Origin of the sequence: Hydrogenophaga crocea, from assembly GCF_011388215.1 — a bacterium.
GTDB lineage: Bacteria > Pseudomonadota > Gammaproteobacteria > Burkholderiales > Burkholderiaceae_C > Hydrogenophaga > Hydrogenophaga crocea.
Window position 1 is genome coordinate 1,294,399 of the sequence record NZ_CP049989.1, and the last position, 11,801, is coordinate 1,306,199.

Below are 11,801 nucleotides of genomic sequence, written 5' to 3' on the forward strand. Positions count from 1 at the left end.
TTCCGCAGGCCGAACGCCGGGGCTCGAAGGGCAACCTTCGGGCCCTTTTTCTTGTCCGGCGTCCGTTGGCATGCAAATTTCTTTGCGCGTTTTTTGCATTGTGGGAGTTTGGTCCCGAAAACGCGGACCCGGCCCTGGCGCCGAAAGCACAATGTCGGGCGTCGGATTGCCGCACCCAACAATTTCTGGAGATAAGCCATGAGCAGCCAGCAACCCACCATCATCTACACCCTGACGGACGAGGCCCCCCTGCTGGCCACGAGCGCGTTCCTGCCCATCATCCGCACCTTCGCGGCGCCCGCGGGCATCAACATCGAGACCAGCGACATCTCGGTGGCCGGCCGCATCCTGGGCCAGTTCCCCGAACTGCTCACCGAAGCGCAGCGTGTGCCCGACAACCTGAGTGCGCTGGGCAAGCTCACGCTCAAGCCCGAGGCCAACATCATCAAGCTGCCCAACATCAGCGCCTCGGTGGCCCAGCTCAAGGCCGCGATCAAGGAACTGCAGGACAAGGGCTACAAGATTCCCGACTACCCCGAGAACCCGCAGACCGACGAAGAAAAAGACATCCGCGCGCGCTACAACAAGTGCATCGGCAGCGCCGTGAATCCGGTGCTGCGCGAAGGGAACTCGGACCGCCGCGCGCCCAAGGCCGTGAAGGAGTACGCCCGCAAGAACCCGCACAGCATGGGTGAGTGGAGCCAGGCCTCGCGCACCCACGTCTCGCACATGCACCACGGCGACTTCTACCACGGCGAGAAGTCGATGACGCTGGACCGCGCGCGCAACGTCAAGATGGAGCTCATCACCAAGAGCGGCAAGACCATCGTGCTCAAGCCCAAGGTCGCGCTGCTCGACCGCGAGGTGATCGACTCGATGTTCATGAGCAAGAAGGCCCTGCTGGCCTTCTACGAGCAGCAGATCGAGGACGCGCACAAGACCGGCGTGATGTTCTCGCTGCACGTGAAGGCGACCATGATGAAGGTGTCGCACCCCATCGTGTTCGGCCACTGCGTGAAGATCTTCTACAAGGAAGCCTTCGAGAAGCACGGCAAGCTGTTCGACGAGCTCGGCGTGAACGTCAACAACGGCATGGTCGATCTCTACAACAAGATCGCCAGCTTGCCGCAGAGCAAGCAGGACGAGATCAAGCGCGACCTGCACGCCTGCCAGGAGCACCGCCCCGAACTCGCCATGGTCGACTCGGCCAAGGGCATCACCAACTTCCACTCGCCCAACGACGTGATCGTGGACGCGTCCATGCCCGCGATGATCCGCGCCGGCGGCAAGATGTACGGCGCCGACGGCCGCCTGAAGGAAGTCAAGGCCGTGATGCCCGAGAGCACCTTCGCCCGCATCTACCAGGAGATGATCAACTTCTGCAAGTGGCACGGCGCCTTCGACCCGCGCACCATGGGCACCGTGCCCAACGTGGGCCTGATGGCGCAGCAGGCCGAGGAATACGGCTCGCACGACAAGACCTTCGAGATCCCCGAAGACGGCGTGGCCAACATCACCGACCTGGACACCGGCGAAGTGCTCATGAGCCAGGACGTGGAGCAGGGCGACATCTGGCGCATGTGCCAGGTGAAGGACGCCGCCATCCGCGACTGGGTGAAGCTGGCCGTGACCCGCGCGCGCAACTCGGGCATGCCGGTGGTGTTCTGGCTCGACCAGTACCGTCCGCACGAGGCGCAGCTGATCACCAAGGTCAAGATGTACCTGCACGAGCACAACACCTCGGGCCTGGACATCCAGATCATGAGCCAGGTGCGCGCCATGCGTTACACGCTCGAGCGCGTGATCCGCGGCCTCGACACCATCAGCGCCACGGGCAACATCCTGCGCGACTACCTCACCGACCTGTTCCCCATCATGGAGCTGGGCACCAGCGCCAAGATGCTGTCGGTGGTGCCGCTGATGGCCGGCGGCGGCATGTACGAAACCGGTGCGGGCGGCTCGGCGCCCAAGCACGTGCAGCAGCTGGTGGAAGAAAACCACCTGCGCTGGGACTCGCTCGGTGAGTTCCTGGCCCTGGCCGTGAGCTTCGAAGACCTGGGCCTCAAGAACAACAACCCGCGCGCCAAGCTGCTGGCCAAGACGCTGGACGCGGCCACCGGCAAGCTGCTGGACAACAACAAGAACCCCAGCCCCAAGACCGGCCAGCTCGACAACCGCGGCAGCCAGTTCTACCTGGCCATGTACTGGGCCCAGGAGCTCGCGGCGCAGACCGAAGACGCCGAGCTCGCCGCCAAGTTCGCGCCGCTGGCCAAGGCGCTGGCCGACAACGAGGCGACCATCGTCAAGGAGCTGGCCGAGGTGCAGGGCAAGCCGGTGGACATCGGTGGCTACTACAAGCCCGACTTCCAGAAGCTCGAGACCGTGATGCGCCCGAGCGCCACGTTCAACCAAGCGCTGTCCCTGGTCAAGCCCTGATCGATCGGGCCCCGGGCCTGCCACGCAAGCCGCCCACCCGGGCGGCTTTTTTCATTTCACGAAGGGCGGGCCGCTCAGCCGCGCGCCGGCCTTGAGGCCGCGCTTGGCGAACCAGCCCTGGTGCATCTCGAGCACGTAGCGCACGGGCTTGGCCGAGCAGTGCGAATCGAGGCTCTGGGGTTGCATGTCGACCAGGTTCACGATGGTGCCGTCGTCGGCCAGGAAGGCGGCGGTCAGCGGCAGCAGCGTGTTCTTCATCCAGAAGCACTGCGTGGCGGGCTGCTCGAACACGAAGAGCATGCCTTCGTTGGCGGGCATGTCCTGGCGGTGCATCAGGCCCACCATGCGCGAGGTGTGGGTGCTGGCGACCTGTGCGTTGATGAGGTGCATGCCCGCGCTGAGCGACACGCGGGGCAACTGGGTCTGGGGCGCGTCCTGCGACCAGGCCGGACCCGTGGCGAACAGGCACAGGGCGAGCAGACGGGTGAACAAGGCTTTCATGCGGCGTGACGGCGGTCAGGGGTGGCGACCGCCGCATTGTGTGCCATCGCCAGCCCCAGGGGCGCCAAAGCCCAGCGTCTAGAATTTCTTTTCCCTTGTCTGTCCGCCACCCGCATTCCCGTCGACATGTACCAGCACATCCAGGTGCCCGCGCAGGGCCAGAAGATCACCGTCAACGCCGACAGGTCGCTGCAGGTGCCCGACGAGCCCATCGTGCCCTACATCGTGGGCGACGGCGTGGGCGTGGACGTGACGCCGGTGATGCTCAAGGTGGTGAACGCCGCGGTCGAGAAGGCCTACGGCGGGCGCCGCAAGATCCACTGGATGGAGGTCTACGCGGGCGAGAAGGCCACGCGGCTGTACGGTCCCGATGTGTGGCTGCCCGACGAAACCGTGGCCGCGGTGAAGGAGTACGTGGTGTCCATCAAGGGGCCGCTGACCACGCCCGTGGGCGGCGGCATCCGCTCGCTCAACGTGGCGCTGCGCCAGGCGCTCGACCTCTATGTCTGCCTGCGCCCCGTGCGGTACTTCAAGGGCGTGCCCTCGCCGCTGAAAGAGCCGCACAAGACCAACATGGTGATCTTCCGCGAGAACTCCGAAGACATCTACGCCGGCATCGAATACGAGGCCGGCTCGCCGCAGGCGAAGAAGCTCATCCGCTTCCTGCACGACGAGCTCGGCGCGGACAACATCCGATTCCCCGAGAGCTCGGCGCTGGGCGTCAAGCCGGTGTCGGTCGAGGGCAGCGAGCGCCTGGTGCGCAAGGCCATCCAGTACGCGATCGACCACGACAAGCCCAGCGTCACGCTCGTGCACAAGGGCAACATCATGAAATTCACCGAAGGCGGCTTCCGCGAGTGGGGCTACGCGCTGGCGCGCCGCGAATTCGGGGCCGAGTTGATCGATGGCGGCCCTTGGTGCCGCGTCATGAACCCCCGCACCGGCCGCCAGATCGTGATCAAGGACGCGATCACCGACGCTTTCTTCCAACAGGTGCTGATGCGCCCGGCCGAGTACGCGGTGATCGCCACGCTCAACCTCAACGGCGACTACATCTCCGACGCGGTGGCCGCGCAGGTGGGGGGCATCGGCATCGCGCCCGGCGCCAACATGAGCGACTCGGTGGCCTGCTTCGAGGCCACGCACGGCACCGCGCCCCGGTACGCGGGCAAGGACTACGTGAACCCGGGTTCGTCCATCCTCTCGGCCGAGATGATGTTGCGCCACATCGGTTGGAAGGAAGCGGCCAACCTCATCATCGACGCGATGGAAAAGGCCATCCAGACCAAGAAGGTCACCTACGACTTCGCGCGCCTCATGGACGGCGCGATGCAGGTGAGCTGCTCGGGTTTCGGCGAGGTGATGATCGAGCAGATGTGAGGCGCAGGGCGCTGCGCCGACCACCCGGCAAAAACCCCTGGGCGCCGTGAGGCCCCAGGGGTTTTTGCATGGGGCCAGGCCGGATCAGCGCTGCTGGCGGCTGCCGCCCTCGTTGCGGTTGTTGCCCTCGCCGCGCTGCGGGGTGCGCGAGCCGCTTTGCTGTTCCTGCTGTTCCTGCGGCTTGCGCGAGGGCGTTTCCTGCTGGCGTTGGGTGTTGTCGGTGTTGCGGTTCGGCTGGTTCATCGAGATCTCCTGAAAGTTGATGCGGTACCGGCGGCATGCCGGCGCGCTGCGTCGGGCAATTGCGGTGCCTGGGGCGCGGCGGGCGGGGCCGGGCACCGAATCGCGGGTACCGCGATTGCCCGCCGGGTGCCTTCCCGTTCCAGCCCGCCCATCGAGGCGTTGCCCATGTCCAAGCCCTCAGCGCCCGCGGTGCAGGCCGAGGGCCAGCGCTGCCTGCTGCTGCCTGGCGACGTGCGCGACGGCGCGTTCAGCCGTGCCGCCGTGCAGGCCTCGGCCGAGGACATCGAGGCGCTCGGTGAAGCGCGCTGGCGCCACACCTTCGACACGAATTTGATCGGGAACGGGGCTTGCCATGCGGGCGCACTGGCCGGCGGCTGCCGGTCAGTCCTTCTCAACACCGATCCAAGGAGTTCCACATGTCACAACACGACGAGCGCGGCCGCCGCCAGGGCGGCCAGGCAGCACCGCGCCAGCAGGAAGCGCAGCAGCAGGGCCATGACCAGAGCCCCGGTCAATCCTACGAGGCCTACGGTGGTGGTGGCGCCCAGCGCGGCGGCTACCAGGGCGACTTCCCTGGCGGCTATTCGGGCCAGTACCCGGGCGACTCCCGGTCGGGCGGCTACGGAGGCCAACAGGGCGCCTACCAGTCCGGCGGCATGGGGCAGCAAGGCGGCGTTGCCTATGGCGGGCCTGGCGGTTATGGGCAGCAGGGCGGCTACGGCGGCCAGCGCTTCGGGGAACACGCGAGCTACGGCACCGGCGGTCAGGGCCAGATGGGAGGCGGCTATGGAGGCCGCGTTGGCGAGCAGGACCACCAGGGCCGTCAACACCACGACGACCCCGACTACTGGCAGTGGCGCAACGAACAGATGCGCGCGCTCGACGACGACTACCACGCCTGGCGGCAGGAGCGCTTCAGCAAGTTCTCCGACGACTTCTCGCAGTGGCGCAGCCAGCGTCAGAAGGGTGGTGGCTCGGGCACGGGCAGCAGCGGCTCCGGCGCAGGTGGCAGCAGCGCTTCGTCGGGCCAGGACACGCACGCCGGCAGCTCGAGCGAACGCCACAAATGAGGCCGCCGCCGTGACGCGGTCCCACTGATGTCCGGCCGGGCCCTGGTGAACAGGGCCCGGCCCTTTGCCGCGGTGTCCGGCGATTTCAGCTGTGCCGGCGCCGTTTCTCCACCGGGTCGATGCGCAGCAGCTGGCGGTACTTGGTGACCGTGCGACGCGCCACCACCAGGCCCTGGACCGCGAGCTGGCGCGTGATCTCGGCGTCCGACAGCGGACGGCTGCTGTCTTCACCCGCGATGATGTCGCTGATCAGCCCGCGGATGGCGGTGGCCGAGCACGCACCGCCGCTGGCACTCACCATGGGGCGCGAGAAGAAGTACTTGAGCTCGAACACGCCCAGCGGCGTGGCCATGTGCTTGTTGTTGGTCACGCGCGAAACCGTCGATTCGTGCACCCCCACTTCCTCGGCGATCTCGCGCAGCACCAGCGGGCGCATGGCCATGGGCCCGAACTCGAGGAAGTGCCGCTGGCGCCGCACGATGGCGCGTGCCACGTCGAGGATGGTCGAGAAGCGCTGCTCCACATTGCGCAGCGTCCAGCGCGCGTCCTGCAGATGTTCGCCGAGTGGGCAGGCCTGGCGCGCGCTGTGTTGCTGGTAGAGCTGCGCGTACACCTGGTTCAGGCGCACGCGTGGCACCACCGCCGGGTTGAGCTGCACGGCCCACTGGCCGCGCAGGCGCCGCACGATCACGTCGGGCACGATGTAGTCGATGCGCGAGGAGCCCAGTCGCCAGCCCGGGCGCGGGTCGAGCCGGCGGATGCGGTCGACCGCGGCCTCGACGCGCGCGATCGGCTCGCCCAGCGCGGCAGCCAGGCGCGGCACGTCGCGAGCGGCCAGCGCATCGAGGTGTTCGGTCACGATGCGCCCGGCGACCGCACGCAGGGCCTCGTCGGGCAGCAGCCGCACCTGCAGCCACAGGCACTCGCCCACGCCGCGCGCGGCCACGCCCGCGGGCTCGAGCGACTGCACCAGGCGCAGGGCCACAAGCATGTCGCCCTCGTGCGCGGTGGTTTCGCCGCGCACGAGGGCGGCGATTTCCTCGAGCGGCGTGCGCAGATAGCCGTCGTCGTCGAGCGAATCCACGATGGCGCGCGCCAGGCACAGGTCGCGCGCCGACAGCGGCATGAGGTTGAGCTGGGCGTGCAGGTGCATGGCCAGCGTGGTGTCGCCCGCGGTCAGGTCCATGGCGCTGGTCTCGCCATCGCCCGTGCCGCTGGCCTGACCCGGGCCATCGCTGGTCCAGATCTCGCGGTCGTCGGCGGCCTCGGGCGTGGCCGCGTCCCAGGTGTCGGGCTCGCGCGGTGTGTCGTCTGCGCCTGGGTCGGTGGCCTCGGGCCCGCCCGCGGTGTCGCGGTCGGGGTCGGCGGGTGTCTCGCCGTCTTCGTCGCTCTCCAGAAACGGGTTTTCGCCGAGCTTTTGCCGCACCAGCGCCGCGAAGTCGAGCGAAGACATTTGCAGCAACTGAACGGCGCGCTGCAGCCGCGGCGACAGGGTTTGTGTCTGGCGGGTTTCGGTGCGGAACTCCAGTCCCATGGGGTCTCCTGTGGCAGGCCGGTGGTTTGCCGGCCGGGGCCGGCGGCACCCTGGGCTTTTGCAACCCCCGTGCCGGACCGCACGCCACGCCGGCCTCACGGCGCGCGAACCCGCGCCGTTGCTGGGCTTGCGGGCTGCGCGCGCCGCCGCGCCCACGGCCGCGCCCACGCGTCCGGCCCGAAAAATCTGCCGGGGCAGCGCGCTGCGTCGGCGCATGCTGCGGCAAGAGTTGCCGACGGCGAGGCTGTCAATCGGGGGCTTCTTCCTGCCACCAGGCCGCGCGCGCCTCGGCCAGGGCCTCGCGCAGGGGTTCGAGCCGCGTGTCGTCGGGCAGCGCCGGTCAGAGCCAGGTCGACTGCCACACCGCGTGGGCCCGGAAGGCCTGGGCCAGCGCGGCCATCGCGCGATCGGGGGCGGCGTGATCGGGCACGGCCGCGGGCACACCGCTTGCCTGCCGCGGCGCGAGTGTTGTCATCCCCCGACCCTGTGCGCAGGCTTTCCATGTCGATCCGTTCCCGTCTGGTGCTTCTGGTTCTGGCCGTGCTCTTGCCGGCCCTGGGCGCGATCGCCTGGGTGGTGTTTCGCGGCTGGCAGAACGGCCACGCGGCCATCGACCACCACGCACGCGACAGCACCCAGGCCCGGGCCCTGGCGATCGAGCGCGAGCTCAACCGCTACAGCGGCATCGCGCACACGCTGGCCGCCTCGCCCCTGCTGGACCGCGCGCCGCCGCTGGCCGAGCGCGACCGCCTGGCCTTCGACGACACGGCGCGTCGCGCGATCGCCGGCCTGCCGGTGTCGGTGCAGCTCACCAGCGGGGCCACGGTCTGGACGGACACCCGCCTGCCGCGCGGGATGCCGGTGTCGCGCGCGCCCCCCGCGGCAGAGCCGCCGCCCCTGCATCCCGATGCATCGCCGGCCTCGTCGGCGGCGCGCCTGGTTGCCGGGCCAGGCAAGGACGCGGACCGCAGTCTGAGCCTGCTGGAGCCGGTGCTGCGGGGCGACGCGGGGCGGGGCGCGCGCGCGACCGCCCTGGGACTAAGCCTGCGCATTCCGCTGGCCCGGCTGCAAAAGGTGCTCGACGAGTACCCGGTCCCGCCCGGCTGGGGCGGCTGGCTGCTCGACGCGCACGGTCAGGTGCTGCTGCACCGTGCGGCGCGCAACGGCGCGGAACCGGGTCTGGGGGCGCGCGGCGTCCAAAACCCCGAAGGCACCGATGCCTTGCCGCTGCTCGCGCTGTTGCGCGAGAGCCTGGCCGGCGAGCAACGCGACGGGCGCTTCGCCCTGCAGACGGCCGAAGGCGACACGATGCGCGTGTACTACCGCCGCGCCCCCGAGGGCTGGGTCTACCTCACCACCGTGCCCCGTGCGCAACTCGCCCCGGGCTACGCCGACCAGGCCTTCGCACTGCTGCTGGGCGCGGTGCTCCTGCTCGTGGCGGGCGTGGTGGCGGCGATGCTGGTCGCGCGCGGCGAGTTGCGGCGCCAGGTGGACGAGGCAGTGCAGCGCGCCCGCCAGGCCGAGCGCTGGGCGGCGCGGCGCGAACGCGTGGAGGCCCTGGGCCGTCTCACCGGGCGCGTGGCGCACGAGTTCAACAACCTGCTCGGCGTGATCAGCAACAGCGCCCACCTGATCCAGCGCCACGCGAACACGCCGGCACTGGCCATGCCGCTGGCGGCCACCCTGCGCGCGGTCGATGCGGCCAGCGGCCTCATGCAGCACCTGCTGCGCTTTGGCGGCCGGCAGAGCACGCGGCCCTGCAAGCTCGTGCTCGCGCACTGGCTGCCCGAATTGCGCGACATGCTCGGTGTGGTGCTGGGCAAGCGTGTGGCGCTGGAGATCGAGGTGCGCGACCAAGGGTTGTGCGTGCACGTCGACCCGGACGAACTCGAACTCGCGCTCATCAACCTCGCGCTCAATGCGCGCGAGGTGCTGCCCGAAGGCGGCCGTGTGGCCGTGACGGCCGAAGCCGCGGCACCGGCGCTCACCGCCGACCTGCCGTCCGGCCGCTACGTGGCCATCGCCGTGCGCGACGATGGCCCCGGCATGGCGCCCGAGCAGGTGCGGCGCGCCTTCGAACCCTTCTTCACCACCAAGGACGACGACACCACCGCAGGCTTCGGCCTGAGCCAGGTGCACGGCCTGTGTTCACAGGCGCACGGGAAGGCCTTGCTCGTGAGCCAGCCCGGCGAGGGCACCACGGTCACGCTGGTGCTGCCCGCGGTGGAGCCCGAGCGTTCGTCGGCGGTGGGGCCTCGCGCCAGCGCCGCACCGCTGGCGGCGAGTGTGCTGGTGGCCGAGGACAACGACACGCTGGGCGATGTCACCGTGGCGCTGATCGAGACCATGGGCGCGCGCGTGGAGCGCGTTACGCACGCGGGTCAGGCGCTGGAGCGGCTGGAGCGCGGCCCGCCGATCGACGTGGTGCTCAGCGACGTGGCCATGCCGGGCCCGATGGATGGTGTGGGCCTGGCGCACGCGGTGCGCGCGCGCTGGCCCGGGGTGCACGTCGTGCTGATCAGCGCGAACGGCAGCAGCCTGGTCGGCGCCGAGAGCTTTCTCGTGCTGCGCAAACCCTGCGCACCCGCCGTGCTGCTCGAGGCGCTGCGGCCCGCGCTCGACGGACCGGGCCCGCGTGCAGGCACGCCGCGTGCCCCAGGCATGGGCGCCGTCGCGGGCGGCCGTTCCCGTTCAACCCATTGCGAGGACACACCATGGACAACAAACCCCTGATTCACGTGCTCAATGACCTGATCGAAACCTGCAAGGACGGCGAGTTCGGTTTTCGCAGCACGGCCGAACACGCCAGTTCGCCCGAGCTGCAGCGCCTGCTGGAGTTGCGCAGCGAGGAATGCCGCCAGGCGGCGTCCGAACTGCAAAGCCTGGTGGTGCACCTGGGCGGTGAGGCCGAAGCGCGCGGCTCGGTGGCCGGTGCGGCGCACCGCGGCTGGGTGGCCGTGAAAGGCACGCTGGCCGGCTACAGCGACCTGAACATGCTGGAAGAAGCCGAACGCGGCGAGGACGTGGCGATCGAGCGCTACCGCCGTGCGCTCGACCAGCAGTTGCCGCCCGACGTGCGCGCGGTGGTGGAGCGCCAGTTCGAGGGCGCGCGGCGCAACCACCAGCAGGTGCGGCGCCTGCGCGAAGAGGCCCGCGCGCGCTCGACGGCCTGAGCACTGCGGTCCGGCCGGCTCAGGGCGTGTCCGCCTCGGTGGCGTATTCCTTGAGCCGGTTGTAGAGCGTCTTGAGGCTGATGCCCAGCATGGCCGCGGTGCGCTCCTTCTGCTGCTGGCAGTGCTGCAGCGTGGCCTGTATGAGCAGCCGCTCGGCCTGCGCCATGGACACGCCCACGGGCAGCACGATGCCATCGGTGCACGGGGGCAGAACCTGGGCTTCGCCCACCACCACACCATCACCTTGCGGTGCACGCAGCGCGGGGCGGGGTGCGGGCGGCAGGCAGGCCAGCCCGGGGGCTTCGATGCAGTCGCCATCGGTCATGACGTAGGCGCGGTACACGGCGTTGCGCAACTCGCGCGCGTTGCCGGGCCAGTCGTGGTTGAGCAGGGCCTGCAAGGCGCCGGCCGAGAAGCGCTTGGGCACGCCTTCGCGGCGCACCACGTCGTCGAGAAAGTGCTGCGCGAGCAGCGGCAGGTCGTCGAGGCGCTCGCGCAGGGGCGGCAGGGCGATGGGGAACACGTTGAGCCGGTAGAGCAGGTCTTCGCGCAACTTGCCGCTGGACACGGCCTGGTGCGGTTCGCGGTTGGTGGCCGCGACGATGCGCACGTCGGTGGGCAGGCTCTGGGTGGAGCCCACGCGCATGAAGCGGCCGGTCTCGAGCACGCGCAGCAGCTTGACCTGCAGGTCGGCCGGCATTTCGGTGACCTCGTCGAGGAACAGGGTGCCGCCGTTGGCGCGCTCGAAGAAGCCCAGGTGCTGGCGGTCGGCACCGGTGAAGCTGCCTTTTTCGTGGCCGAAGATCTCGCTCTCGATCAGGTTGGGCGAGATCGCGCCGCAGTTGACCGCGAGGAAGGGGCCGTTCTGGCGCCGGCTCATGGCGTGCACCGTCTGCGCCACCACCTCCTTGCCGCTGCCGCTTTCACCGGTGATGAACACCGTGGCCGCGGTGGGCGCCACGCGCAGGATCTGCTCGTACACGCGGCGCATGGCGGCCGAGCGGCCACGCAGCAGGCCGAAGCCGCCGCTCTCGGCCACGGGGTCGCGCGGCAGGTCGCCGGCCGCCGGCGCGCCATCGGCGGCCGTCGCGCGTGGCTGGCAGCAGCGGTCGAGCACGCGCTGCAACTGCTTCATGGCGATCGGCTTCACGAGGTAGTCGGACGCGCCGCGGCGCATGGCCTCGATCGAGGTGTCCAGGCTCGCGTGGCCCGTGACGAGCACGATCTCCGAGTCGCTCACCAACTGGCGGTCGCCGAACAGGTCCAGGCCGTTGCCATCGGGGAGTTGAAGGTCGAGCAGCACGAGGTCGGGCGGCTGCAGGGCGATCTGGCGGCGCGCATCGCGCAGCGTGTGGGCCACCGCCACCGAAAAGCGGTCGGTGCGCACGAGCTCGCGCAGGGTGGTGGCGGCGTCGGTGTCGTCGTCGACGATCAACACGTGATTCATCAGTGGGTCTCCCTTCA

11 protein-coding genes are annotated in these 11,801 nt (G+C 69.6%); 5 read left to right on the top strand and 6 right to left on the bottom strand.

The features are described 5' to 3' along the window. Window positions 1-198 precede the first annotated feature (198 nt). Window positions 199-2,436, top strand: coding sequence for an NADP-dependent isocitrate dehydrogenase (locus tag G9Q37_RS06355; RefSeq protein WP_166226141.1), 2,238 nt, complete (start codon window positions 199-201; stop codon window positions 2,434-2,436). A 51-nt stretch (window positions 2,437-2,487) separates the two neighbouring features. On the opposite strand, the gene G9Q37_RS06360 is transcribed toward G9Q37_RS06355, so the two are convergent. Beyond that, a complete protein-coding gene (locus G9Q37_RS06360) occupies window positions 2,488-2,937 on the bottom strand; it encodes a DUF192 domain-containing protein (RefSeq protein WP_166226144.1) in 450 nt (149 codons plus the stop codon). Window positions 2,938-3,063: 126 nt separating this feature from the next. Here G9Q37_RS06360 and icd point away from each other — a divergent pair, with 126 nt between their 5' ends. Further along, window positions 3,064-4,317, top strand: coding sequence for an NADP-dependent isocitrate dehydrogenase (gene icd / locus G9Q37_RS06365; protein ID WP_166226147.1), 1,254 nt, complete (start codon window positions 3,064-3,066; stop codon window positions 4,315-4,317). A gap of 84 nt (window positions 4,318-4,401) precedes the next feature. Here icd and G9Q37_RS06370 read toward each other — a convergent pair whose 3' ends face one another. Further along, the gene (locus tag G9Q37_RS06370; protein ID WP_166226150.1) at window positions 4,402-4,560 is read right to left on the bottom strand and encodes a hypothetical protein; all 159 of its coding nucleotides are present in this window, start codon (window positions 4,558-4,560) and stop codon (window positions 4,402-4,404) included. Window positions 4,561-4,737: 177 nt separating this feature from the next. Next, window positions 4,738-4,914, bottom strand: coding sequence for a hypothetical protein (locus tag G9Q37_RS06375; protein WP_166226153.1), 177 nt, complete (start codon window positions 4,912-4,914; stop codon window positions 4,738-4,740). 62 nt (window positions 4,915-4,976) lie between these two features. On the opposite strand from G9Q37_RS06375, the gene G9Q37_RS06380 reads away from it, so the two are divergent. Beyond that, a complete protein-coding gene (locus G9Q37_RS06380) occupies window positions 4,977-5,630 on the top strand; it encodes a hypothetical protein (protein ID WP_166226156.1) in 654 nt (217 codons plus the stop codon). A gap of 85 nt (window positions 5,631-5,715) precedes the next feature. On the opposite strand, the gene rpoN is transcribed toward G9Q37_RS06380, so the two are convergent. After that, a complete protein-coding gene (gene rpoN, locus G9Q37_RS06385; RefSeq protein ID WP_166226159.1) occupies window positions 5,716-7,164 on the bottom strand; it encodes an RNA polymerase factor sigma-54 in 1,449 nt (482 codons plus the stop codon). A 340-nt stretch (window positions 7,165-7,504) separates the two neighbouring features. Beyond that, window positions 7,505-7,639 carry a hypothetical protein gene (locus tag G9Q37_RS21925; RefSeq protein ID WP_277345039.1) on the bottom strand — a complete coding sequence of 45 codons (135 nt, stop codon included), beginning with the start codon at window positions 7,637-7,639 and terminating at the stop codon, window positions 7,505-7,507. A 26-nt stretch (window positions 7,640-7,665) separates the two neighbouring features. Between G9Q37_RS21925 and G9Q37_RS06390 the strand changes: the two genes are divergently transcribed. Together G9Q37_RS06390 and G9Q37_RS06395 are read left to right on the top strand one after the other, a co-directional pair. Beyond that, the gene (locus G9Q37_RS06390; RefSeq protein WP_166226162.1) at window positions 7,666-9,897 is read left to right on the top strand and encodes an ATP-binding protein; all 2,232 of its coding nucleotides are present in this window, start codon (window positions 7,666-7,668) and stop codon (window positions 9,895-9,897) included. Further along, entirely contained in the window at window positions 9,879-10,337 is a 459-nt protein-coding gene (locus G9Q37_RS06395) for a PA2169 family four-helix-bundle protein (protein WP_166226165.1), read from the top strand. Before G9Q37_RS06390 ends, G9Q37_RS06395 begins: the two co-directional genes overlap by 19 nt. Before the next feature lie 19 nt (window positions 10,338-10,356). On the opposite strand, the gene G9Q37_RS06400 is transcribed toward G9Q37_RS06395, so the two are convergent. After that, window positions 10,357-11,784: a sigma-54-dependent transcriptional regulator gene (locus G9Q37_RS06400; protein ID WP_166226168.1), complete on the bottom strand. Its 1,428-nt coding sequence runs from the start codon at window positions 11,782-11,784 to the stop codon at window positions 10,357-10,359. Window positions 11,785-11,801: the final 17 nt, after the last annotated feature.